General features: G+C 70.6%; 24 protein-coding genes and 3 pseudogenes. 18 read left to right on the top strand and 9 right to left on the bottom strand.

Annotation, left to right across the window (positions count from 1 at the left end; all coding sequences use genetic code 11):
• Window positions 1-47: 47 nt before the first annotated feature.
• From ACEXOX_RS02435 to ACEXOX_RS02400, 8 genes and pseudogenes are all read left to right on the top strand, one after another.
• A complete protein-coding gene (locus ACEXOX_RS02435; protein WP_406518788.1) occupies window positions 48-218 on the top strand; it encodes a hypothetical protein in 171 nt (56 codons plus the stop codon).
• Window positions 212-1,003: an ATP-binding cassette domain-containing protein gene (locus ACEXOX_RS02430; protein WP_406518786.1), complete on the top strand. Its 792-nt coding sequence runs from the start codon at window positions 212-214 to the stop codon at window positions 1,001-1,003. Before ACEXOX_RS02435 ends, ACEXOX_RS02430 begins: the two co-directional genes overlap by 7 nt.
• Window positions 1,000-1,839: an ABC transporter permease gene (locus ACEXOX_RS02425; RefSeq protein ID WP_406518784.1), complete on the top strand. Its 840-nt coding sequence runs from the start codon at window positions 1,000-1,002 to the stop codon at window positions 1,837-1,839. The genes ACEXOX_RS02430 and ACEXOX_RS02425 overlap by 4 nt, the downstream gene beginning before the upstream one ends.
• Window positions 1,840-1,892: 53 nt before the next feature.
• A complete protein-coding gene (locus ACEXOX_RS02420; protein ID WP_406518782.1) occupies window positions 1,893-2,108 on the top strand; it encodes a hypothetical protein in 216 nt (71 codons plus the stop codon).
• Window positions 2,109-2,224: 116 nt separating this feature from the next.
• Window positions 2,225-2,656 (top strand): DUF3662 domain-containing protein, encoded by a 432-nt coding sequence (locus ACEXOX_RS02415; RefSeq protein ID WP_406518781.1) that lies wholly within the window; start codon window positions 2,225-2,227, stop codon window positions 2,654-2,656.
• A gap of 207 nt (window positions 2,657-2,863) precedes the next feature.
• Window positions 2,864-3,769, top strand: coding sequence for an RNA polymerase sigma factor SigF (locus tag ACEXOX_RS02410; protein WP_406518780.1), 906 nt, complete (start codon window positions 2,864-2,866; stop codon window positions 3,767-3,769).
• A gap of 65 nt (window positions 3,770-3,834) precedes the next feature.
• Window positions 3,835-4,107, top strand: coding sequence for a DUF5133 domain-containing protein (locus ACEXOX_RS02405; protein ID WP_406526199.1), 273 nt, complete (start codon window positions 3,835-3,837; stop codon window positions 4,105-4,107).
• A 60-nt stretch (window positions 4,108-4,167) separates the two neighbouring features.
• A pseudogene (locus ACEXOX_RS02400) lies at window positions 4,168-4,413 on the top strand (SDR family NAD(P)-dependent oxidoreductase); the annotation flags it as partial.
• A 60-nt stretch (window positions 4,414-4,473) separates the two neighbouring features.
• Here the strand turns inward: ACEXOX_RS02400 and ACEXOX_RS02395 are convergent.
• Window positions 4,474-4,947 carry an RICIN domain-containing protein gene (locus tag ACEXOX_RS02395; RefSeq protein ID WP_406518779.1) on the bottom strand — a complete coding sequence of 158 codons (474 nt, stop codon included), beginning with the start codon at window positions 4,945-4,947 and terminating at the stop codon, window positions 4,474-4,476.
• A gap of 64 nt (window positions 4,948-5,011) precedes the next feature.
• A complete protein-coding gene (locus ACEXOX_RS02390) occupies window positions 5,012-5,890 on the bottom strand; it encodes a ribosome-inactivating family protein (protein WP_406518778.1) in 879 nt (292 codons plus the stop codon).
• Between the two features lie 597 nt (window positions 5,891-6,487).
• Between ACEXOX_RS02390 and ACEXOX_RS02385 the strand changes: the two are divergent.
• Window positions 6,488-6,729, top strand: a pseudogene (locus ACEXOX_RS02385) (RNA polymerase sigma factor); the annotation flags it as partial.
• A gap of 392 nt (window positions 6,730-7,121) precedes the next feature.
• Here ACEXOX_RS02385 and ACEXOX_RS02380 read toward each other — a convergent pair.
• A complete protein-coding gene (locus tag ACEXOX_RS02380; protein ID WP_406518777.1) occupies window positions 7,122-9,119 on the bottom strand; it encodes a glycoside hydrolase family 36 protein in 1,998 nt (665 codons plus the stop codon).
• A 505-nt stretch (window positions 9,120-9,624) separates the two neighbouring features.
• On the opposite strand from ACEXOX_RS02380, the gene ACEXOX_RS02375 reads away from it, so the two are divergent.
• The 7 genes from ACEXOX_RS02375 (at window position 9,625) to ACEXOX_RS02345 (ending at window position 16,018) form a co-directional block, all read left to right on the top strand.
• Entirely contained in the window at window positions 9,625-10,413 is a 789-nt protein-coding gene (locus tag ACEXOX_RS02375; protein WP_406518776.1) for a GntR family transcriptional regulator, read from the top strand.
• A 220-nt stretch (window positions 10,414-10,633) separates the two neighbouring features.
• Window positions 10,634-11,929 carry a D-tagatose-bisphosphate aldolase, class II, non-catalytic subunit gene (locus tag ACEXOX_RS02370; protein WP_406518775.1) on the top strand — a complete coding sequence of 432 codons (1,296 nt, stop codon included), beginning with the start codon at window positions 10,634-10,636 and terminating at the stop codon, window positions 11,927-11,929.
• On the top strand, window positions 11,926-13,083 hold the full coding sequence (locus tag ACEXOX_RS02365; RefSeq protein WP_406518774.1) for an SIS domain-containing protein: 1,158 nt from the start codon (window positions 11,926-11,928) through the stop codon (window positions 13,081-13,083). The genes ACEXOX_RS02370 and ACEXOX_RS02365 overlap by 4 nt, the downstream gene beginning before the upstream one ends.
• Window positions 13,084-13,132: 49 nt before the next feature.
• On the top strand, window positions 13,133-13,705 hold the full coding sequence (locus ACEXOX_RS02360) for a BadF/BadG/BcrA/BcrD ATPase family protein (RefSeq protein WP_406518773.1): 573 nt from the start codon (window positions 13,133-13,135) through the stop codon (window positions 13,703-13,705).
• A complete protein-coding gene (locus tag ACEXOX_RS02355; protein WP_406518772.1) occupies window positions 13,702-14,124 on the top strand; it encodes a BadF/BadG/BcrA/BcrD ATPase family protein in 423 nt (140 codons plus the stop codon). The genes ACEXOX_RS02360 and ACEXOX_RS02355 overlap by 4 nt, the downstream gene beginning before the upstream one ends.
• Window positions 14,121-15,071 (top strand): DMT family transporter, encoded by a 951-nt coding sequence (locus tag ACEXOX_RS02350; RefSeq protein WP_406518771.1) that lies wholly within the window; start codon window positions 14,121-14,123, stop codon window positions 15,069-15,071. Before ACEXOX_RS02355 ends, ACEXOX_RS02350 begins: the two co-directional genes overlap by 4 nt.
• Before the next feature lie 95 nt (window positions 15,072-15,166).
• A complete protein-coding gene (locus tag ACEXOX_RS02345) occupies window positions 15,167-16,018 on the top strand; it encodes a ketose-bisphosphate aldolase (protein ID WP_406518770.1) in 852 nt (283 codons plus the stop codon).
• Window positions 16,019-16,110: 92 nt separating this feature from the next.
• Here the strand turns inward: ACEXOX_RS02345 and ACEXOX_RS02340 are convergent.
• Both ACEXOX_RS02340 and ACEXOX_RS02335 read right to left on the bottom strand, forming a co-directional pair.
• Window positions 16,111-16,380, bottom strand: a pseudogene (locus tag ACEXOX_RS02340) (VOC family protein); the annotation flags it as partial.
• 157 nt (window positions 16,381-16,537) lie between these two features.
• The gene (locus ACEXOX_RS02335) at window positions 16,538-16,819 is read right to left on the bottom strand and encodes an ArsR/SmtB family transcription factor (protein WP_406518769.1); all 282 of its coding nucleotides are present in this window, start codon (window positions 16,817-16,819) and stop codon (window positions 16,538-16,540) included.
• A 199-nt stretch (window positions 16,820-17,018) separates the two neighbouring features.
• On the opposite strand from ACEXOX_RS02335, the gene ACEXOX_RS02330 reads away from it, so the two are divergent.
• On the top strand, window positions 17,019-18,128 hold the full coding sequence (locus ACEXOX_RS02330) for a Gfo/Idh/MocA family protein (protein ID WP_406518768.1): 1,110 nt from the start codon (window positions 17,019-17,021) through the stop codon (window positions 18,126-18,128).
• An 80-nt stretch (window positions 18,129-18,208) separates the two neighbouring features.
• Here the strand turns inward: ACEXOX_RS02330 and ACEXOX_RS02325 are convergent, their stop codons facing one another.
• Entirely contained in the window at window positions 18,209-18,676 is a 468-nt protein-coding gene (locus ACEXOX_RS02325) for an RICIN domain-containing protein (protein ID WP_406518767.1), read from the bottom strand.
• A 446-nt stretch (window positions 18,677-19,122) separates the two neighbouring features.
• Window positions 19,123-19,653 (bottom strand): methylated-DNA--[protein]-cysteine S-methyltransferase, encoded by a 531-nt coding sequence (locus tag ACEXOX_RS02320; protein ID WP_406518766.1) that lies wholly within the window; start codon window positions 19,651-19,653, stop codon window positions 19,123-19,125.
• Window positions 19,654-20,084: 431 nt separating this feature from the next.
• On the opposite strand from ACEXOX_RS02320, the gene ACEXOX_RS02315 reads away from it, so the two are divergent.
• Window positions 20,085-21,032 (top strand): hypothetical protein, encoded by a 948-nt coding sequence (locus tag ACEXOX_RS02315; RefSeq protein ID WP_406518765.1) that lies wholly within the window; start codon window positions 20,085-20,087, stop codon window positions 21,030-21,032.
• A 162-nt stretch (window positions 21,033-21,194) separates the two neighbouring features.
• On the opposite strand, the gene ACEXOX_RS02310 is transcribed toward ACEXOX_RS02315, so the two are convergent.
• Both ACEXOX_RS02310 and ACEXOX_RS02305 read right to left on the bottom strand, forming a co-directional pair.
• A complete protein-coding gene (locus tag ACEXOX_RS02310) occupies window positions 21,195-21,626 on the bottom strand; it encodes a DUF779 domain-containing protein (protein WP_406518764.1) in 432 nt (143 codons plus the stop codon).
• A 331-nt stretch (window positions 21,627-21,957) separates the two neighbouring features.
• Window positions 21,958-22,737 carry an SDR family NAD(P)-dependent oxidoreductase gene (locus tag ACEXOX_RS02305; protein WP_406518763.1) on the bottom strand — a complete coding sequence of 260 codons (780 nt, stop codon included), beginning with the start codon at window positions 22,735-22,737 and terminating at the stop codon, window positions 21,958-21,960.
• Between the last annotated feature and the right edge of the window lie 260 nt (window positions 22,738-22,997).

Below are 22,997 nucleotides of genomic sequence, written 5' to 3'. Positions count from 1 at the left end.
CGACAACGGCCCCGGTGACGGGGCGGCGACAACAGGAAGGTGCCCGGATGACCGGCAACCTGGCGATCCACGCCGACGGTCTGCGCAAGAGCTACCCAGGGCCGGGCGGCGTAGAGGCCGAGGCCGTACGCGGTCTCGGGCTGAGCGTGGCGAAGGGGAGTTCTTCGGACTGCTCGGACCCAACGGCGCCGGCAAGTCCACCACCATCGGCATGCTGACGACCATGGTCCGGCCCACGGCGGGCCGCGCGGAGGTCTGCGGCCTGGACGTGGCCGCCGACGCGGTGGCCGTCAAGCGGCGCATCGGCGTGGTGGCGCAGGACAACACGCTCGACATCGAGCTGACCGTGGCCGAGAACCTGGAGTTCCGCGGCCGGTACTTCGGCCTCGGCCGCCGGGACGCCCGCGCCAGGGCGCGGGATCTGCTCGCCCTCTTCGGGCTGTCCGACCGGGCCCGGGCCCGGGTCTTCGAACTCTCCGGCGGCCAGCTCAAACGCGTCATGATCGCACGGGCCCTCGTCCACCGTCCGGACGTGCTCTTCCTCGACGAACCGACGGCCGGACTCGACCCGCGGTCCCGCCTCCACCTCTGGGACGTCCTGCGCGAACTGCAGGCCGAAGGGCAGACGATCCTGCTCACCACGCACCACATGGAGGAAGCCGAGACGCTGTGCGACCGGCTCGCCGTGATCGACCACGGCCGGGTCCTGGCCTGCGACAGCGTCCGGGCCCTGCGGGAGTCGGTCGGTGCGGAGACGGTGGTCACCGTCGTCTACGAGGGCGGCGCCTTCGACCTCGCCGCGGTCCGCGCGATGGCGCGGGCCGACCGGGTGGAAGCCACGGACGGACAGGTACGGGTCTTCGCCGGGGACCCCGACGGGGTGCTCAGCGATCTGGTGGCGCTGGCCGCCAAGGCCGGGCTCACCGTCGTCGACGCGTCCCAGCTCGCCCCCAGCCTGGAAACCGTGTTCTTGACCCTCACCGGACGGGAGTTCCGCGAATGACCACCACCGTGCCCACCGGGACGCAGGCCGCCAAGAGCCGTGCTCGTGCTCTGCACACTTTCGGGGCCATGATGGCGCGGGACGCCAGAGTGCTGCGGCGCACCTTCGTGATGAGCGCCGTCCGCATCGTCATCCAGCCGCTGCTGTTCGTCTTCGTCTTCGCGTACGTGCTGCCGAAGGTCGGGGCCGGTGGTGCCGGGCCCGGGGGAGCGGAATTCTCGACGGTCATGGTGCCGGGGCTGGTGGGCTCCTCCATGGTGTTGCAGGCGATGGCGGCTGTGACGTTCCCGCTGGTGATGGAGTTGTCCGGGCCCGGCGCCATGGAGGACCGGGCGCTCGCCCCGGTGTCCGTCCGGGTGCTCGGCCTCCAGAAGATCCTCTCCGCCGTCGTCGAGGGCCTCGTCGCCGGCCTGCTGGTCTTCCCCGTTGTCCTGCTGGTGCACGCCCAGGGCCACGGGCCCGCCGTGGAGGTCGCGAACTGGCCGGTGCTGGTCTTCGTCCTGCTGGCGGGCGCGGTGCTGGCCGCGTCGATCGGCATGTATCTGGCCACCCGTATCGACCCGCGCCAGATCCAGGTCCTGTTCACGCTGGTGATGTTCCCCGCGATGATGCTCGGCTGCGTGTACTTCCCCTGGACGGCGCTGGAGAGCACGCCCTGGCTCCAGTACGCCGTCCTCCTGAACCCGATGGTCTACATGAACGAGGGCCTGCGCGCCGTCCTCACCCCGCAGATCGACTCCATGCCCGCCTGGGCCTTCCTGACGGCCCTCCTGGTGGGGGCGGTGGTGTTCGGGTGGCTCGCCATGCGCTCGTTCGCCCGCCGCGTCCTGCGGTGACCTTCCGTCCACTGCCGTTCCCGTTCCCGCCGTACGCCCAGAAAGGAAGCACCATGTCCGCATCGTCCGAGAACGCGGAATCCGGGATCCGGATTCCGGCCCCGCCCCGGCCGCCCGTTCCCGAGCCCGTCGCGCCCGTACCGCCCCCGGCGCCGGTCGCGCCGCGGCCGGCCCGCCCGAGGTCGGCGGTGGAGGAACCGCCGCCGTTCGACGCCCCGGCGGTCCCCGTCGCTCCCGCGCCGCCGGTCCCGGAGATCCGGCACCCGTGACCAGCCGGGCATCCGACCCCCGTAACCGGTAAGGGAAACGCGCGCGTCCGGCGGGTCGCCGCCGTCGTGGTCCGCCGTGCCGAATGGGATGCCGCGAACCGGGCACCCGGCGGGGCATGGGACTGCTCACGCGCATGGAGAAGACGGTGGAGCACTGGGAGAGCGCGCTGGTCGACAAGGTGCTCGGCAACGATCCGGTCGAGCTCTGCGACGACCTGCGACGCGAATGCGACCGCCACGCCGTGGTGTGCGGCCGGCGCCGCGTCCTCGTCCCCAACGCCTACAAGGTGGAACTCGCCGCCACCGTCCACGAGCAGCTCGGCGAGCGTGACGGGCAGATCGGCCAGGAACTGACCGATGTCCTGGCCCGGCACGCCGCCGAGCACGACTACGAGTGGGCCGGTCCGCTCACCGTGCACGTGACCGGCGCCGAGAAGGCGCTCGACGGGCGTTACCGCATCACCAGCCAGGCCATGCCCAACATACCGGCGGACGCGTTCAGCGAAACGCCCCCGGAGGCGCCCCGCACGACACGGCCCTCCCCATGAGACGCGCCCCTGCGAGCGCCACGACATGCCGCACTTCCCCGAGTTGCGGCATTTGTGCCGAATGACCTTCTTGCTCACATCTGTTGGTCTGTATCGCGCCACTGATGGACCGGCCTGCGCCGACTGTTTTTGATCTGTGAGGAATGAGTGGTGTGGATCTGGGAACCCGCTCCCTCACATCGTCGTCGACGCAGGAAAGGGCGAGTCATGACAACGGCAGCAGTGCGGACTGTGGAACTCGGAAAGACGGCCGGTACGGACCAGCCGGCGAGCGAGTCACGGGGCGTTGCCGAGGGACTGCCGTGGGTCGAGGACGCGGGGAAGGTCGCTCCCAAGGACGCGCGTGAGCTGTCGAAGCTGTTCTTCGAGCAGCTCTGCCGTCTCGAAGAAGGCACACACGAGTACCAGTACGCGCGCAACACGCTCATCGAGATGAACCTGTCCCTGGTGCGGTTCGCCGCCAGCAGGTTCCGCAACCGCGGCAGCGGCGAGATGGAAGACATCATCCAGGTCGGCACGATCGGCCTGATCAAGGCGATCGACCGGTTCGACCTGTCGCGCGAGGTGGAGTTCACCTCCTTCGCGGTGCCGTACATCGTCGGCGAGATCAAGCGCTTCTTCCGTGACACCAGCTGGGCGGTGCACGTCCCGCGCCGGCTCCAGGAGCTGCGGGTGGAGATAGCCAAGGCCAAGGAGCAGCTGGCCGGGGCCCTCGACCGCGACCCCACGGTCAAGGACCTGGCCACCCACCTGAAGATCACCGAGGAAGAGGTCCTGGACGGCCTCGTCGCCGCCAACGGCTACGCCGCCGGCTCCCTGGACTCGCCCAACGAGCAGTCCGAGGACGGCCCGGCGAGCGGCAAGGCCCGTACGGTGGCCGACACCATGGGCGAGGCCGACCCCGCCATCGAGACCGTCGAGAACCTGCACGCCCTCGCCCCGCTGATCCAGGAACTGGACGACCGGGAACGCCAGATCATCGAGATGCGGTTCGGCCAGGAGATGACGCAGTCGAAGATAGGCGAGGCGCTCGGCATCTCGCAGATGCATGTGTCCCGGCTCCTGGCCCGCACCCTCGGCAAGCTCCGTACGGGCCTGTGCGTCGAAGCCTGACGCGGCCGCCCGGCACCCTGAGGTGACACTCCGTGAGCAACCCTACGGCCAGGGAGGGAAAGACCGTGTTGACGGCCCACCCCGCGATTCTGCGGGATCTTGTCGAGCAGTACGAGACGCTGCGGCTTCTCCACGCGGAGCGGGGTACGGACGCGTCCCGGCAGCGGCTGGAGGACGTCTCGTACACCTTGTGCGTCTCGACGGGAACCCGGAGGACCGAGGACGCCCTCGACGTCGCTCGCCGGCAGCTCGCTGCCGCGCCCCGCGTGACGGACGCCTCGCACCGGATCGAGGACGCGGCACCGGCAGCCGGTCCGGACGTGCGGCTGACCGCTTGAGCGCGGTGACCTGAGCACTCCCGAGCCCCGTTCCCGCCGTGCGCGGGGAGGGGCTCGCGCATGGCCCGCTTCTCCGGCATCACCACCCTGGTCACGGGCGCCTCGAAAGGCCTGGGAGAGGCGTACGCCCGGGAACTCGCCCGGCGCGGCGCCCGTCTCGTCCTCGTGGCCCGCTCGGAGGACGCGCTGCGCCGGGTCGCCGACTCCGTACGCGAGGAGTACGGCACCGACGTGACGACCGAGGCGGCCGACCTCGCCGCACCCGACGGCGTCTCGCGGCTGGGCGCGGCGCTCGACCGGCGGCCCTCTACCCGCATCTGCACCGTCACCCGCTGCCGGTTGCAGGCATTGCGGGTATCGGCCTGGTTACAGATACGTCTTCCACTCCTGATAAGTGTTGCCCGCCCCAGGCGACTTCAAATAGGCCTGGCCCTTGGTGTCCGAATCCAACGCCATCCGGTTCTTCGTGTTGATCAGCATGACCACGCCGTCGGTGACGTATTCCTCGGTCCACCACTGAGCGCTGTCGTCCTTGTTGCAGTTCTTCGCGAAGACCGATTCGCTGCTGGTGGCGGCGAGGCACTTACCGGATTTGGTGTTCTGGAGCTGGACGGCGCCGTTGCTGTCATACCGGAACCAGTGCTGGTAAGGGTTGTTCGAGCCGCAGGTCTTGGTGTAGGTGTACCCGGCCATGTCCGAGTCGAGGCACAGTCCGGTCGCTCGGCTCTTGTACTGCGAGGTCGGCGGCGCGGCCGCGGCGTCCGCGGCGCAGACGACCGTCAGCACGAGGCCCGCACAGGCAGCGGCCGTGATCCCGGAAATGCTGTTTCTGATTCTCATGTACTTTTCCTTGGTTATTGGTTGGCAGCGGGCGTAGGGACGGTTTGGGCCGGGCCGCCGGCCCTCAACGGGATCCCTGAGCCATGATGTATCCCGAGGCCGCGAGCAGCGCATTCAGCGTGACGTAGTGCACGCCGCGGAAGGTGATGCCCTCCCCGGTGGGATTCCGCAGTCGAGCGAGGACCCAGCTGGAAAGGGTGTTCCACTGGTTTTCCATGGTGCTGTCCTGGCTGCTCAGATGCGTTTCCCGGTTCTGCCTCAGGTTGTCGGCGACGTGGGACGCGATGCTCTCGAACCGTGCGGCTTCCGCGGTGGCCTGGATCAGGGTGAGATAGGCGTCGTTCATGGACTGCACTTCATCTTCACTTGCGGGGCGCTGATAGTGCTGAATCCTCTGGATGGCGTCCCGGAGACCATTCCCGCCCATGCGGACCTGAGTCCGTCGGCTGCTTCCCAGAGCGTCGTAGCCGGCGCCGACGCGAAGGTCCCCGACCGGATGATTCACCGTGGTGGCCCGCCGGACGATGTTCCGCATCTCGCCGTCCATGTCGCGGAAGGCCATGAGGCCGCTCACCGGCACGTCCCCGCCCCCGTTGGGGGTCCAGAGCCCCATCACGTACAGGTCGTTCGACCGCAGATACAGCGAGGCCACACTGTTTCCGGGGGTGTCCGGGCCGTTCACCATTCTGATCTCGACGGCGCGGTGGTCGTTGTTCGCCCGCACCTCGGTAGCGCCCAGCCGCTGTGTCAGGAGATTGTGCCCGGCCCTGTCACGAAGAGCGCTGATCATGTTCTGGTAGTCGGTTGCGGCTCCCCTGAAGTTTCCCGCGAAGAGATTGTGGACGTTCCACACGATCTGCTCGCGTGGCTCGTCCGTGTCGGCACGCGCTTGCGGAGCCGCTGCGACGAACCCGGCCAGCGCACACACCATGGCAAGCAGCATGCTGAGCGCCCGCAGACTTCTCCCGGCCGGCCCGGCCGGTGAAGCAGCTCTTCCGTATCTCACAAAGTTCCCCTCACGAAGCGTCGCACCCGTAGGCGGAAGCCGAACGTCCCCACCGTGCTGCTGCTCCGAGGGCACCATTCAGCACGAGGAGTGGGCGGGCGGGGCGACCGGTGGGTCCGGCCCCGCGTTCGTACGGCCTCAAGCCAACCCGAGGCCCACCAGGCGCAACAGGAACTTCCACCCGCAAAAGTAGGATGCCGCGTACTTTTGCAGGCAGGGGTGTGGGGCCGCGCGGCCATGCCATCGTGGGGCTCTTGAGCAAGCGGCCCGCATGCACATCGGCAACGACCTCGCCGCCCCGCACCGGTGGAATGAGGCCGAGGACGGCCGAGGACGACGGCATCGTGGTCGCCCTGGGAGAAGCGATCCCAGTGCACCAGGCCCTGGTTGGCGGCGTCGTAGCCGTACAGCACGCCGGCGGGAGCGGCGGCCGAGGTCGGGGCGGCGCAGGCTTTGGTCGTTCACCTTCGCCGACGCTGAGGTGTGCCGCCGTACTCGGCGGATCGCTTCCTTGACGAAGGTGGGACGGAGCTCATGGACGCGGGCCACGCGGAGCTGGTTGTCGCGGCGCAGGCCGGTGACGACCGGGCGCGGGAGAAGCTGATCGCGCGTACCTGCCATTGCTCTACAACATCGTCGGGCGAGCGCTGAGCGGACATGCCGACGTGGGCGACGTCGTCCATGAGACCCTGCTGCGCGTGGTGCGCGACCTGCCCGACCTGCGTGCCCCGGAAAGTTTCCGGTCCTGGCTGGTGTCGATCGCGCTCCGCCAGATCAATCGTACTTCTACCGTAGCGGGGTGAAGGTGGGGCGCCATGGTGTCTCTGCCGGAAGAACCGCAGGCCGCGTGAGGCCGCGGCTCGGCAGCGAGTGGAGGACCTCCAAGCCGAGGCGGCGGAGTTGGCCCTCCGGTGAGAGAAGGCGAGAGAAGATCCGTCCCGGCTGGAGATCACTCGGGAGGCCGTCGCGCAGGTGTCGGCGGACCTCTGGGAACAGTTCTCCGGTGTCTCGGACACCCTCTGGCCCGGGACCGCCGGGAGGCGCCAGCGGCACGAACCAGCGTCCTAGGGCAGCCTCGTGTTCGAACAAGCAGGGCAACCCTCTCTCCGCTCCGACCCGGACTCCCCGAACACGGTCCCAGCCTCGGCCACCCGGCCGCCCCGGCTGTTCAGCCGATGGGCTCGGCCACGATGAGCTGGAACCGTTCGAAGGACAGCTTCACGGTGTTGTGCTGAGCGGTGGCAGTTCCGAGTGACTTGCCGGTGAACGGGTCGGTCAGGCGGTACCGCCTGCGGTCCAGACCGCGCAGCTCGACCGTCCCGTCCCACCGGTCGGCGTAGAAGGCGTAGTGGAGGGTCCGCCTCTTGGCCACGACATGCGTTTCGGGCTTGTCGAAGCCGATGTCGTACAGCTCACCGCGGTACTCGCCGGTGGACAGCATGTTCTTCTCGTACAGGGACACCCACTTGCGCCAGAGGACCTCCTTCTCCGGGGTGAGGTCGGTCGCCTTGTCCGGGGCTCCGGTTCCGGGGAGGGTGAACTTGGTCGACAGGACGGCTCCGATCCCGTAAGAGGACGCGAAGTCGTTCCCGCCGTCGCTCAGTTCGACATGGTCGCCGGCGTAGCTGCTGCCCGCGCCCATCAGCGCCTTCATCGACTTGCCCTTGCTCCGGACCTGGTAGGAGGACTCCGGGTCCGAGCTGGGGTACTGGTCGACGTAGGGCAGGTTGTGGAAGGCGAAGGCGGTGCCGCAGGGGCAGAGCTCGACGAGGGCGTCGGGGTTCGCCTCGTGCGCGGCTTCGTGGATCGCCTTCCAGAACAGGGCCACGCCCTCGGTGGATTCCTCGGGGCGGGCGTGCCGGTGCTTCGGGTTGTAGCAGGGCGCGACGCTGTTGAGGTGCTGGCCGTCGATCTTGAGCCCCTCGTAACCCCAGTCGCCGATGAACCTCTTCGCCTGCTCGACGAAGTAGTCCACCGTCGGCCGGTAGGCCGGACAGAGGGTGTAGGCGTCCCACCAGGTGACGTCCTGCTTGTTGCCGTCGCGGTCCAGCAGCAGCATGTCGGGCCGGTCCCGGAACAGGTTGCTGTCGGGGTCCGCCGCCAGCGGGGCCCACCACAGGCGCGGCCGCAGGCCGGCGTCCCGTATCTCCTTGGTGAAGGCCCGCATGTCCGCTGCGCCGCGCGGGAACTTCGCCGTGTCGATGTCCCAGTCACCCTCGTTGGTCTGCCAGCCGTCGTCGAGCGCGGCCCAGCGCAGACCGACCTCGCGCGCTTTCGGCAGCGCTCCGGTGACCTGCTCGGTGGCGAAGCCGCGCTCGTAGCCCCAGGCACACCAGATGGGCTCGAAGGCCGAGGCGGGGACCTTGGGGGCGCGCTGGCCGATGTCGCTCATGTAGTCGCGGTACCGCTGGAGCGGCACGAAGTGGTCGCCCGGGAGGGCGGTCAGGAACGTGGTGTCGGTGCTGAGCCGACGGCCCGGCTTCAGGGTGCGGGCGGTGTCGTCCTGGATGGCGATGCTCGCTCCGGCACCCGTCTTGCGGACCGGCATGCGCAGGACCGTCGCCACGGGCTCGACATGTCCGACGGAGAGGCCCGCGCCCCGGCGCCAGACGGTCGCCAGCGGGGTGCCGCCGCCGTAGTCGGAGGAGTCCATCCCCAACGAGTTCTCCTGGACATAGCCGTCCTTCACCGGCATCACCCAGTCGCGGCGGTCCGTGTACGTGGTACCGGAGAAGGTGTGGAAGCCGCCGGGAGCCTCCAGGAGTTCGTGGGCTCCGTTGCGCCACCCCGTCACCTTCAGCGCGGTGGAGGACCTGTTGGTGTAGGTCACCTTCATCACGATCATGCCGGTAAGACGCTCGAAGGAGGTCAGCACGACCGTCTTCCGTACGCCTTCCTCGGACGTGCCCTCGATCGTCACCCGGACGCCCGCGCCGTGGCGGGGGTGCCGTATGTCGCGGGTCCGGTGCCCGCGGTAGGCGAACGCCTCGATGGCCTCACCGCCCACCAGCAGGGCTTCGCCGGCGTCGAAGCGGGTGAGGCCGACGCCCTTGAGCGCCACCCGGCTGCGCAGTTGGTCGTCGAACTCCAGGGTGATGGAGGTGTCGCCGACTCCGACGAGGTCAGGATCCGAGTTCGGTGCGGCGGCCGCGGGTGAGGCGCCCACGGCCACGGCGGGGAAGGCGGCCAGGCCGGCACCCCCAGCGCCACCTTCAGTACGCTTCGCCGGTTCATGTCCGTCATGTCGAACTCTCTTTCGGTCGTGCGTGCCCGACTGGGGCAGCCGCCTTTTGTCCGTCGTTGTGGATCGCCGAAGTCGAGCCGGACGCTCGCGACGAAGCGAGCGTCCGTAAGGCTGGTCGATGCCTGGTCTGCTACCGGTTTTCGCAGTGGGTCGGCTGGGGTCGGGGGATGGCGTGGCGTCCGAACGGGTACCCCAGTGCGAGGTCGTCTCCGGCGGTAGCGGGCGGGCATCCTCGGTGAGCTGCGCCAACGCCGCCTCGATCACCGGCGGGTGCCCGGGGCGCGGTGAAACGGAAGGTCGCTCACGGGCGACTTCTTCATCATCGGGTGGCCTGCTTCGAGAACGTAAGTGGTATTCGAGTGGCATGTCAACGGGTGGGGCTCCTGGACGAGGGTTCGCGCCGTCCACGGATTGGTATGCTTCTGGTATGGCAGATGCGAGAACGTCGATGCCCAGAGGCCTGTTCGGTGACGATGCCCTCCCGTTGTACGAGCGCACTGCCACGCAGTTGCTCGACGACCTGCGCGCCGCTGCCGCCCGCCCCGGTGACCGGCTGCCCTCCGAGCGGGCTCTGGTCGACCGGTACGCCGTGTCGCGCGTGACGCTGCGGGCGGCCCTCGCGCAATTGGAGTCGCGGGGCATCGTGCGGCCGTCGTCGTCGCGCGGGTGGTTCGTCGCCGAGCTCGGTCTGCTCCCCGAGGCGAAGACGACGGCCGTCTCGGCGGCCCCGCAGGTCCAGGGGTTCGCCGACTATGCGCAGGCCAACGGCTTGACGACGGCCGGCAAGGTGCTCTCCGCCACCGTTCGCCCGGCCACGGTGTCCGAGGCCGAGCAACTCCGGATCGCTCCGGGCGCCGACCTCTTCGACCTCCACCGACTGCGCTTCCTCGACGGTCTGCTCGTCGTGCTCGAGCACAACCGGCTCCCGTTGGCGGCCTGCCCCGCCCTGGCCGAGACCGACTTCAGCACGGCCTCGCTCTACGCCACCCTGCGCGCCGCCGACCCGCCGCAGCTGCCCCGCATCGCCGACTACTCGGTCGAGGCCCGCCACCCGACGCCACGGGAGATCGAGCTTTTCGAGATCGGGGAAACCATGCCGATGCTCGTTGCGACCCAGCTGACGTCGAACCAGGAAGCACGCCCGATCGAACTGACCGTCCAGGTCTACCGGGGGGACCGCTACCGGTTCCGGGCCTCCATCACCAACCAGACTTAAGCGACTACCGACCCCGGACTTGGACGATCGCCAACCGGACTTGGCGATTATCGACCGGACTTGGACGATCGCCGCGGCTCTGCCGGTTCGGCTATGCAATACCAGATGCATACCAGAATAAGACTATTGACGACCCCAAATAAGACCAGTACTGTCCGAAATGAGCCGCAGGCCATGACGGCACATTGGCTTGAGACGCACCTTGCGTAAGGGGTTGGCAATGCAGAGCTTATTGAGCGAGGTGGTCCGGCGTCAGAAGGCCGGACAGCCGCAGGGCATCACCTCGGTGTGCTCGGCTCATCCGCTGGTCATCGAGGCAGCCGTGGTGCAGGCACGGGAGACCGGCGGTCACGTACTGGTGGAGGCGACCTCGAACCAGGTCGACCAGTACGGCGGTTACACGGACATGCGGCCCGCGGACTTCCGCGACCTCGTGTACGGCATCGCCGCCGAAAGTGGTCTGCCACTGGACCGCGTGGTTCTCGGCGGCGACCACCTCGGACCGAACCGGTGGCAGTCCCTGACGCCCGACGAGGCGATGGAACGGGCCGACGCCCTGGTCGCCGCCTACGTGGCGGCGGACTTCACCAAGATCCACCTGGACTGCAGCTTCGCCTGCGCCGGTGACCCCGTACCGCTGACCGACGACGTGGTCGCCGAACGCGCCGCGCGGCTGATCCGGGTGGCCGAGGAGACGGCCGGCCCCGAACGGGCCGAGCGGATCCGGTACGTGATCGGTACCGAGGTGCCCACACCCGGCGGCGCGCACGAAACGCTCGACGCGCTCGTCCCGACCACGCCCGAGGCGGCGCGCACCACTCTGGAGCAGCACCGCAAGGCGTTCGCCCAGCACGGCATCGACGAGGTCTGGCCGCGCGTCATGGCACTCGTGGTCCAGCCGGCCGTCGAGTTCGACCATGTGCGGGTCGTCGACTACCGGCGCGAGCTGACCGAGGAGCTGCGCAAGGTCCTCGACGACGAGCCCACCATGGTCTACGAGGCCCACTCGACCGACTACCAGACCGCCGAGGCGCTCACCGCGCTGGTCGAGGACCACTGGGCGGTCCTCAAGGTGGGCCCCGGGCTGACCTTCGCCCTGCGCGAGGCGCTGTTCGCCCTCGCCGCGATCGAGGACGAGCTGGTCCCGGCCGCCGAGCGGTCACGCCTTCCCGAGGTCGTCGAGGAGCGGATGCTCGCCGAGCCCGCCAAGTGGGAGGGCTACTACCCGGGCGGCGCTGCCGAGCAGCGCCTCGCGCGCCGCTACAGCTACAGCGACCGGACGCGTTACTACTGGCCCGACCCTGAGATCGAAAAGGCCCAGGCCCGGCTGATGGACAACCTCTCGGCCGTGGACATCCCCCTGCCGCTGCTCAGCGCCCGCCTCCCACTCCAGTACGCCCGCGTCCGCCACGGCGAGCTCGCCGCCCGGCCGCGCGACCTGGCCGTGGACCACGTCCGCGACGTTCTGCGCGACTACGACCGCGCCTCCCACCCCCACCTGATGGAGCACGTGTGACCACTCCCTCCGGCACCCCGTCCCTGGACGACGGTGCCGCCCACACCATCCGCGAGATCACCCAGCAGCCCGCCCTGTGGCGGGAGGTCGACCGGATCGTCGCGGCCTCCCGGGAGTCGCTGGACGCCTTCGTGCGTCCGCTCGTCGCCCGCGGTGACCTGCGCGTCGTACTCACCGGTGCCGGCACCTCCGCGTTCGCCGGCCAGGTGCTCCAGACCGCCCTGGCCCGGCGACTGGGACGCCGCGTCGACGCGGTCCCCACCACGGACCTCGTCGCCGACCCCCGCGGCTGTCTCGCCGAAGACGTTCCCACGCTGCTGGTCTCCTTCGCGCGCTCGGGTGACAGCCCGGAGTCCGTGGCCGCCACCGCCCTGGCCGACCAGGTCCTCTCCGAGGTGCATCACCTCGTGATCACCTGCAACGAGCAGGGCCGCCTGGCCCGCGAGCACGCGGAGCTGCCGAAGTCCCACGTGCTGCTGATGCCGGCCGCGTCCAACGACCGCGGTTTCGCCATGACGTCGAGCTTCACGTGCATGACGCTCGCGGCCCTGCTCGCTCTCGGCGGCAGCGCCTACGACGGGGTCGCCGAACGCCTGGCCGAGGCGGCCGAGTCGATCTGCGAGAGCGACGCCGTGGACCGCACCGTCGGCGCCCTCGTGGCCCGTGCGCCCGAGCGCATCGTCTTCCTGGGCAGCGGCCCGCTGAAGGGCCTCGCCGAGGAGTCGGCGCTGAAGGTGCTCGAACTCACCGGTGGCAGGCTCATGGCCGTCTCGGAGAGCTCGCTGGGATTCCGGCACGGTCCCAAGGCGGTGCTCGACGACCGTTCGGTCGCCGTGGTGTACATGTCGAACGACCCCTACACCCGCAAGTACGACCAGGACATCGCCGCGGAGCTGCGCGGAAATCTTCCCGCTGGCAGCGTCGTCACGGTCTCCGCGGGCCCCGACACGGAAGCGGACGGCAACGACGCCTGGCCGCTGCCGGGCCTCGACGGCGTCGAGGACGTCGCCCTGGCGCTGTCCGCTGTGGTGTACGCCCAGCTCATCGCCCTGCGCGCCGCCCGGGCCCGGGGCCTGCGGGCCGACAACCCGTTCCCCTCGGGTGAGGTCAACCGCGTCGTGCAGGGCGTGACCCTGCACTCCTTGCACAACTGATCAAAGGCATCAACGGCGCGGATCCAGGGCGCCCGACGGAGGTACAACGATGTTCCTAGGTGTCGACGGTGGCGGTACGAAAACCGCATTCTGCCTGGTCGACCGCGGCGGACAAGTCGTGGCGCGAGCGCAGGCGGCAAGTTCGTACTACTTCTCCCACGGCATCGAGCTCGTCGAGCGTGTGCTGGGGGAAGGCGTCGACGCTGTCTGTTCGGCGGCCGAGCTGACCCCCGCCGACATCGAGTACGCCTTTTTCGGCTTGCCCGGGTACGGGGAGGCGGCCCGCGATCTGCCCGTCCTGAACGCGACTCCGCGGGCCGTGCTCGGACACGACCGTTTCGCCTGTGACAACGACATGGTCTGCGGCTGGGCCGGTTCACTGGGCGCGGTCGACGGCATCAACGTCATCAGCGGCACCGGCTCCCTGGCCTACGGCGAGCGGCTGGGCCGGGGCGTGCGCGTCGGTGGCTGGAGCGAGATGTTCGGCGATGAGGGATCGGCGCACTGGATCGCGGTCCGCGGCCTCAACGCCTTCTCGCGGATGAGCGACGGACGGCTCCCCGAGGGCCCCTGGCCGAGGTGTTCCGGCGCCATCTGGATCTCGCGTCCGACCTCGACGTGATCGACGTCGTCCACAACCGGTGGCAGGGCGACCGCGGCCGGATCGCCGCGCTCAGCCGCTCGGTGGCCGAGGCGGCCGGTCTGGGCGACGAGGCCGCCTCGGCGATCCTCGCCGAGGCCGGCCGGGAACTCGCCCTGCTCGCCGAAGTCGCCCGCGAGCGGCTGGAGTTCGGCCCGGACGAGACCGTACCGGTCTCCTACTCGGGCGGCACCTTCGGCGCGGACGCGGTGCTGGAGGCGTTCGCCACCGGACTGAAGAGCCGCTTCACCCACTACGAACTGCGCCCCCCTCTGTACGAGCCCGTCGTAGGTGCCGCCCTGTACGCGGCGAAAATCTCCGGAACCCCGCTCGACCAGCCCGCGCTCGACGCGCTGCGCATGGCCCCCGGGACCTCTGCCCCAGGAGGGGAAGACCGATGAACGCAGGCACGAAGAGCTGGGTCCCGTACGCGTCGCTGCTGGTCCTGTTCTGGGGTGTGTGGGGCGCCTTCTCCAGCGAACCGAACAGCAGGTACGGCTACCCCAACGAGATGATCTACATCATCTGGGCCTTCACGATGCTCATACCCGCGTACTTCGCGACGCGCGGCAACACGTTCGACCGCCGCCCGATCGCCGCCGTGTACGGACTGATCGCGGGACTGACCGGCGCCGGCGGCCAACTCCTGCTGTTCCACGCGCTCGCCAACGGCCCGGCGTACCTGATCTTCCCCCTGGTGTCGCTCTCCCCGGTGGTCACCGTCCTCATGGCGATGGCGCTGCTGCGGGAGCGGATCAACCGGCTCGCCCTGGTGGGTGTCGTCGCGGCGCTGGCGGCGATCGTGCTGCTCAGCATTCCCAGCGGCAAGGACGACTCGAACGCGCACGGCCCGTGGCTGCTGATGGCCATCCTGATCTGTGTTGCCTGGGGCGTGCAGGCGTTCTGCATGCGCAAGGCCGCGGTGGTCGGGGTCAACGCCGCGACGACGTTCGGCTGGATGACCATCAGCGGACTGCTGCTGGTTCCGGTGGCGTTCGTGATGATGGGGGATTTCCCGTCCGACGCTCCGTGGCAGGCACCGGCACTCACCGCGGTGACGCAGGTCCTGAACGCGGTCGGCGCGTTGTTCCTGGTCATGGCGTTCAGCCGGGGCAAGGCCACGGTCGTCGCCCCCGTCACCAACGCGCTGGCCCCGGTGCTGACCATCGTGCTGTCCCTGGCGGTCTACCGGACGCTCCCGAACGTGTGGGGCGCCCTCGGTATCGTGCTGGCCCTCGCGGGCTCGACCCTGATGGTCTACAGCGACGAGAAGAGCGGCGAGAACTCCGCGGCCCCGGGCACGGCGGACGACGGCGCGGACGTGCTTCCGGCCCCGCAGAAGTCCTGACCGCCCACATACCCGTACCGGCCGAACCACGTAGCGGTACGGGCCGGCACCGGCCCGTACCCACCGAACCGACAGGAAAGCGAGGGGACACCTTCATGCCCCTGGTTCCCACGCGCGAACTCGTCTCGAAGGCCGCCGCCGCAGGCCGGGCCGTCGCGGCGTTCAACGTGATCACGCTGGAGCACGCCGAGGCGATCACCGCCGGCGCGGCCGCCGCGGGCGCCCCGGGGGTGATCCTGCAGATCAGCGAGAACGCCGTACGGTTCCACGGCGGCCGGGCCGAGCCGATCGCGCGGGCCGCGGCCGAGGTCGGCAAGGCCTGTGACGTCGACGTCGCACTGCACCTGGACCACGTGACGGACATGCGGCTGCTGCGCACGGCGGCCGACGCGGGGTTCTCCTCCGCGATGTTCGACGCCGGGGCACAGCCGTACGCCGAGAACCTCGCCGCCACCCGCGCCGCGGCCCGGTGGGCCCACGGCGCGGGCCTGTGGCTGGAGGCCGAACTCGGCTATGTGGGCGGCAAGCCCGACGCTCCAGCGAGCGCCCACGCGGCCGGGGTGCGCACCGACCCGCAGGAGGCGGCGCGCTATGTCGCGGACACCGGCGTGGACGCCCTGGCCGTCGCCGTCGGCAGCAGCCACGCGATGACCGAACGCTCCGCGACCCTGGACCACGCGCTCATCGAACGCCTGCGGGAGGCCGTGCCCGTACCTCTGGTGCTGCACGGCTCCTCGGGCGTCGGCGACGACGACCTGCGACAAGCCGTTCAGGCGGGCATCGTGAAGATCAACATTGGTACCGCTCTCAACGTCGCGTTCACCGGCGCGGTCCGCGAGACGCTGGCGGAGCGCCCCGGCCTGACCGACCCCCGCCCCTACGTCGCCCAGGGCCGGGAGGCGATGGCGGAGACGGTCCGGGTCCTGCTCGGTGTGGTGAGTGGCTGAACGGGCCCGGAGGATTCCCCGCGCCTGATGTCGCCCAGTCGGTGACGGCGAATCGCGTGGTCACGAGGGCGCCGACGCCACCAGCGCGCACTGCGCCCCTTGAGGAGCAGCGTCAGACAGTCGAAGTCGGCCGAGACGACGGCTTCTTCGGCATAGCCGAAGACCGAGCGGTAGAACGTGGTGACGCTCGCGGTCTCCCGCGTCACCAACTCGTTCCACACCACCGCGCCCGGTACGCCGGTCACCGCCATGCCCAGGTGCTCCGCCACCTGCCGGATGCCGATCACCACGCCCGACGGATCGGAGCCGATGGCCGTCCGGCCCGCCTCACCGGCGTCCAGCGGGCCGACGCCCACCGTGCCGCACACAGCCGTACCAGCATCTTCCCTACGTTCCGCCCGTCCATCATCCCGAGAAACCGTGACTCCATCACCTCGCCGATGGCGCCGCCGTTCATCGGCCGGTCCTGCGCCATGGTCGGCACCCGCCGTTCCCCCTCGTGAGCCGTGCGTGCCTGCTTCAGCCGGTCACCGGTTGCGGTGCGCACCGCTCGGCGCCTTCCTTCAGGACGAGGGTGAGCAGGCCGGGGAAGCGGCGGTCCAGTTCCTGCGCGCGCAGTGAGTTGATCCGTCGGGTGCCCTCGTCCCGCTGGCTGATGACGCCCGCCTCGCGCAGCACCCGCAGGTGGCGGCTGAGCGCGGACTTGGCGACGGGCAGGTCGAAGGTGCCGCAGGGCACCGCCGGCTCGGTGGCGAGCCGCAGGACGATGCTCAGCCGGACCGGGTCGGTGAGCGCGCTCATGACGGCGAAGAGGTCGAAGTCCCGCTCGTCGGGGTGGAGCAGGGGGAGGACGTACGGCTGGCCATGGCCTCAGTATCCCCCACCGTCCCGCGCGGGGGCGGCCCCTGGGCTCATGTTCGCTTCTACGTGAACATGGGTTACGGTCGTGATCACTGTTCGACCGAGCACCCCACCGCGTGACCGGTGAAAGGAATCCGCCATGCCCGCGCACCCGCCCTCCGCCACCCCGATCGGCGTCGGCGTCATCGGCCTCAGCGCCTCCGGCGGCTGGGCCGCCCGCGCCCACCTGCCCGCACTCGCCGCCGTGCCGGGGTTCGAGCTGCGGGCCCTCTCCGCCACCACCCCGGAATCCGCGCGCGCGGCGGGAGAGAAGTACGGCGTTCCGCTGGCCTTCGGCAGTGCCCGGGAACTCGTGCGGCGCGACGAGGTCGCCCTCGTGGTCGTCGCCGTGAAGGTCCCGCACCACCGCGAACTGGTGCTGACCGCCCTCGAAGCCGGCAAGGCGGTGCTCAGCGAATGGCCGCTGGGCAACGGCCTCGCGGAGACCGAGGAGTTGGCCGCCGTCGCCGAGCGCAGGGGCGTTCGTACCTTCGTCGGGCTCCAGGCCCGTTCCGCCCCGCCCGTCCGGTACGTACGGGACCTGATCGCCGACGGATACGTGGGCGAGGTCCTGTCGACCAGTGTCATCGCCTCGGGCCGCCGCTGGGGGCCGCGGTTCGAGCCGGACGGCGCCTACCTCCTCGACCGACGCAACGGCGGCTCCCTGCTCACCATCCCCTTCGCGCACACCGTGGACGCGGTGACCATGGCCCTCGGCGAGTTCACCGACCTCGGGGCCACCATGGCGACCCGCCGCCCGAAGGTGCACGACGAGGTGACCGGCGAGCCGGCGCGGATGGACGTGCCGGACCAGATCGCCGTCAGCGGCGTCCTCGAAGGCGGCGCGGTGGCCTCGCTCCACTTCCGCGGCGGGCTGTCCCGCGCCACCAACTTCCACTGGGAGATCAACGGGACCGCCGGCGACCTGCTGGTCACCGGGGATTCGGGGCATCTGCAGTTCGGGCAGGTCGCTGTGTACGGCGCGCGGGGAGACGGTACGGAGCTGGCGGAGTTGCCGGTTCCCGGTGCGTACGATGCGGCGCTTCCCGCGCTCGCCGGCCGCGCCAGGGAAGTCGCGTACACCGTGGCCCATGCCTACGAGGAGATCCGCCGCGATCTCACGGACGGCACCCGCCGCGCCCCGGACTTCGCCCACGCCGTACGCCGCCACCGCCTGCTGGACCGCGTCGAGCGCGCCGCCGGGTTCTGAAGAGGTGGCAGGCCGGGACGCCGGGCCGCCGGGCGGCCGCGGAACCGGACACCGGGGGCCGGGCCGGAGGCCGCTGTGCGTCAGCGGCTCTCCAGCTTCCACCACTGGCCCGGGCGGTCCCGGTCCTCCCACTGCTGGACGTTGGCCCCCGGCTCCTTGCTGTCGTCGGCGACCTCCAGCAGCAGCCCGCTGGCGTAGTTGATCAGCGTGAACGTGCCGGGCTCGGCCACGTCCTGTTCCAGCAGCCACTCCTGCGCGCCGTAATTGTTGGCCTTCCACTGCTGGACGTTGGCGCCGTTCTCGGTGGAGGCGCCGGTGACGTCCAGGCGCTTGCCGCTGCCCACGTTGGTCAGGTGGCGCAGTCCGCTGCCGGGGTGTACTTCGGTGACCCGCCACAGCTGGGCCGGTGAACCGTCCTCCGTGCCCTGCCGCACGTTCGCCCCGCTGCCCTTGCGGCCGTCCTCGACCTCCAGCAGCAGGCCGCTGCCCACATTGCGCAGCGCATACGCCCCCTCGCCGACCGCCGCAAGCCCTTCGGCACCACTCACGTCCGCCCCTTTTTCCGTCGTCGCGGCCCGTCGCCGCCATATCGAGCAAGTGTACGAATGCGGGTGGGGCCGACGGGGTTTCCGCGCCGGGAGGCCGTACGGGAGACGGCCGAAGCATGATCGTCGGGGCCGCTGAGGGGGCCGCTCGAAAATGGTCATGGTGCAGCCGCTGCGTTGACTGGCCCGGAGCCAATATACTCGGCATGGCTTCGGACGCCCGCCCCGTCGTGGGCAGGCTCCGGCCGAGGCTGCCTGGGTCGGGTGGTGCGGGGGATCGCCCGACTCGGGTTCAGCCGCTGCCCGGCCGCTCCTCCCGGCCCGCGTGAGCGGGTGGTGGGGGAAGGGAGGAGCGGCGGACGGAACGGCGCCGGGACAGGGGACTTGGCGCCGTTCTTCATGTCCGCTCTTCATGCCCGTTCTTCATGTCCGCACGGGTACGGGGCCGGTCAGGCCAGGAGGGTTCCCGGCACGCATGCCGCGCCTTCGAGGCGGAGCAGCTGTTCCTTGCGGCGCAGCCCGCCCGCGTATCCGGTGAGGGTGCCGTCGGCGCCGATGACCCGGTGGCAGGGACGGACGATCAGCAGCGGGTTCCGGCCGATGGCGGTGCCGACCGCGCGAACCGCGGCGCGCGGGGCGCCGATCCGGGCGGCGATGTCGCCGTAGGTGCACGTCTCGCCGTACGGGACGTCCTCCAGGGCCTGCCAGACGCGCTGCTGGAAGGGCGTGCCGCCGGACACGTACGTGATGCCGAAGCGGGTGCGGGCGCCTTCGAAGTACGCGGTGAGCTGCGCGGCGATCTCCGTGAAGGCCGCGGGGTCGTGGGTCCATGCCTCGTCGACCGTGGCGCCGCCCTTCTGGTCCGGTACGGACAGCGAGGTCAGCGCGGTGCCGCCCGGCGCGGTGGCGGACGGCTCGCCCACCAGCAGCAGGTCGCCCAGCGGGCTGCCGAGTGTCGTGTGGACCGTCGTGGCCGACATCGTCCGGCCCCTTTCTCTGTTCTCCGTGCTCGTGAGCCGTTCACCGGCTCGTCCGTCACACCCACTGTGCCGCCGCGGACACGTGACGGCTGGCGGTATCCGGACGTCGCGTTCCCGCCGGTGGGACGGGGCGGGGGCGCCGGGAACCGGTCATCCGCCGGGCGGCCCCGCAGCGTACCGCGGACCGGGCGGAGGCGGTCCGTTCCCGTGGCCCGGACAGCGCCTTCCCTGCTCGCGGCCCGCCCTTCGTTCCCGCTGCTCGCGGGCGTCTGACCGGCCCGCTTCCTGGGCAGGATGACCATGGGGGACCCCGGCGGGCCGTGCGGCGGTGAGGCGGGGGAGCCGGGGCGCGGCCGGGCCGGGGACCGGTCGAGGGGCTCCGGCACACCCGTTACGATCGGCGGCATCGTGGCCGTCGCCGGGAGGAAGAGATGGGCTTGTTCCGCCGTGGACCGAAGCGGGACCCGCGGGAAGCCCCGCGCGACGGGGAGTTCGGGTTCTTCTCGGAGCGGGAGGGCGGCGTCTTCCGTTCGCAGGTCCGGCAGGCGTTCGCCGAGCGCGGCCTGGAGGTCACGGTGTACGCGGGGATGGTCGCCGACTCCGGCGGACGGCAGTTCGGCCTGGGCAACCTCGCCGCGGTGTGCCACCGAGACCGGCGCGGCGAACGGGTGTGGCCCGCGATGATCCGCGACCACGTGGGCAAGGTGCTGCGCACCATGGACGGGCCGCAGCCGATGGAGACCCTCGCGGAGGACGAGATCCGGGCGCGGCTGTTCCCGCGGGTCGTCGCCGAGGAGACGCTGCCGCCGGCGGACTCCTTCCGGTACGGGCGGGCGCCGGCCCCCGGACTGCGCGAGGTGCTCGCCCTGGACCTGCCCGAGGCCGTGCAGATGCTCAGCGAGGACTCGCTGTCCGACCTCGGCGAGGTGGCCGAGCTGCGCATCAGGGCACTGAACAATCTGCGGGCGCTGCCGGTGGAGGGCCACGAGACGGTACGGCGCGCGGACGGCTCGTCCTTCGAGGTGGTGCTGGGCGACTCGTTCTTCACCGCCAGCCGGGTGCTGGTCCTGGACGACCTGGTCGAGCGGATCATGGGGACGCCGCTCACCGAGGACGGCGCGCTGGTCGCGATGCCCTTCCGCCACCAGTTGGCCTTCCACCCCATCCACGACGCGCAGGTCGTCCCGGCGCTCCAGGCCATGGCGCAGTTCGCCGCGGCGGGCCACGAGGACGCGGCGGGGGCGATCAGCCCCAATGTCTTCTGGTGGCGGCGCGGTGCGATGACGCGGCTGAGCGAGCCGGACGGGGACGGGCTCCGGGTGGTCGTGGACCTCGACTTCCAGGACATGCTGGAGCGGCTGGTGCAGGACGAGGCGTGAGTACGGCGGGCGGGCGGCTGTGCCGGGTGACGAAAACTTTTCGTAAAGTCCGTCTTGGTGGGGAACCCCCTCCCCGGCCCGGTCGTTCCACCTGGTGAGGCCCCGCGTCATCCCCCGTACGCGGGGCCTCACCAAACCCGTGGTCGGCGGCCCGGACGGTGCTCAGTCGCCGAGCCGCGCCCGCTCCTCCTCGCTGAACAGCCGCGAGCGGATCAGGAAACGCACGCCTTCGGGAGCTTCGAGTGAGAAGCCCCCGCCCCGTCCCGGTACGACGTCCACCGTCAGATGGGTGTGCCGCCAGCGGGCGAACTGGTCCGCCGCCATCCAGAAGTCGACGGGCTCGGCGACACCGGGCACGGACAGCCGCCCCAGCAGTACGTCCGCCGCGCCCGTACGGAATTCGCCCGCCGGGTAGCACATCGGGGAGCTGCCGTCACAGCACCCGCCGGACTGATGGAACATCAGCGGCCCGTGCGCCTCCCGCAGCCGCCGGAGCAGTTCCTCGGCCGCCGGACTCAGGGCGATGCGCCCGGTACGGAGTTCGGCGTGGCCTTCGGTGCGATGTTCGGTGCCGTGCTCCGCCCCGGTGCTCATGGCGTCCTCCGGGACGGTCCCCGCCTCTCGGGCCCGCAGCGGTTCATGTGCCCCCTCCTTCGCCGTTCGTCCGGATCAGGTGCGGTGCGACTCCGGGGCGCGCGCCCCTGAGACGGCCGGCCGGTGCTGCCGTGCCGACGCTGCGAGCAGTGTAGTCAGGGGGTGTTCCGCCGTCCGGTACGAGAGGCCGGGCGACGGACCACCGCGGAGGAGCGCCACTGTGGACCATCGCAGAGGCCACCGCCGTGGGCCACCGCCGTGAACCACCGCGGTGCATCGCCGCTGTCCGGCCGCCCGCACCGCGCCCGTACCGCGTCCCCACCGCGCCCGTTCAGTGGACCGACAGGCCGCCGTCCACGAAGAGCGACTGCCCGGTGACGTACGCCGAGGCGCGGCTCGCCAGGAAGACCGCGGCGCCCGCGAAGTCCTCGGCGAGGCCGTTGCGCCCGGTCATGGTGCGGTCGGCCAGCGCCGCCACCTTCTCCGGGTCGGACGACAGCCGGGCGTTGAGCGGCGTCATGACGAAGCCCGGCACGAGCGTGTTGCACGTGACGCCGTACGGCGACCAGGCCTCGGCCTGGGAACGGGCCAGCGACTCCAGTGCCCCCTTGGACACGCCGTACGCACCGCTCTGGACGAACGCCCGGTGCGCCTGCTGGGACGTGATGTGGATGATCCTGCCGAAGCCCCGCTCGGCCATGCCGGGGCCGAAGCGCTGCCCCAGGAGGTAGGGCGCCTCCAGGTTCACCGCCATCGTGGTGTCCCACACCTCGTCGTCCAGCTCGCCCATCGGCGGCCGCAGGTTGACCCCGGCGCAGTTGACGAGGATGTCCGGCTCGCCGAACACGCCGGCCGCCCGGTCGGCGGCTTCGCGCACGGCCGCTCGCGTACCGAGGTCGGCGCTCACCCACGCCGCCCGGCAGTCGTCGGCCGTCAGTTCGTCGACCGTGGCGCGAAGTTCCGCCTCCTTGCGCGCCACGACCACGACGCTCGCGCCGGAGCGGGCGAGCGCCCCGCTGATGGAACGGCCGATACCGGAGCTGCCGCCGGTCACCACGGCGACTGTTCCGTCCAGCGAGAACAGTTCGGTGAGATAGGTGTGCGAAGTCATTGCCGCACCTTAGACGTGGGGTGAACGCCCGGGGCCTTTGGGACGGCGGTACGGACGCGGCGGGACGGCGACGGCCCGGACGCCCTCAGGAGCCGGGACCGGACCGGCGGTCCAGCGCCCCGCGCCCGCCCCGGAACCGTGTCCTCGGCAGTGCGGAACCGGCCGCCCGGGATGGCGAACCGGCCGTTCTTGGCCCGGTCGGCGATCGCGGACCGGGCATGGCACGTATCAGGATGAAAGATGGACGAACCTGTCGGGTG

The organism is Streptomyces sp. Ac-502 (assembly GCF_045222935.1).
GTDB classification, from domain to species: Bacteria; Actinomycetota; Actinomycetes; order Streptomycetales; family Streptomycetaceae; genus Streptomyces; species Streptomyces monomycini.
The sequence above is the reverse complement of the archived record's forward strand: the minus strand, read 5'-3'. Positions and strand labels throughout refer to the sequence as shown.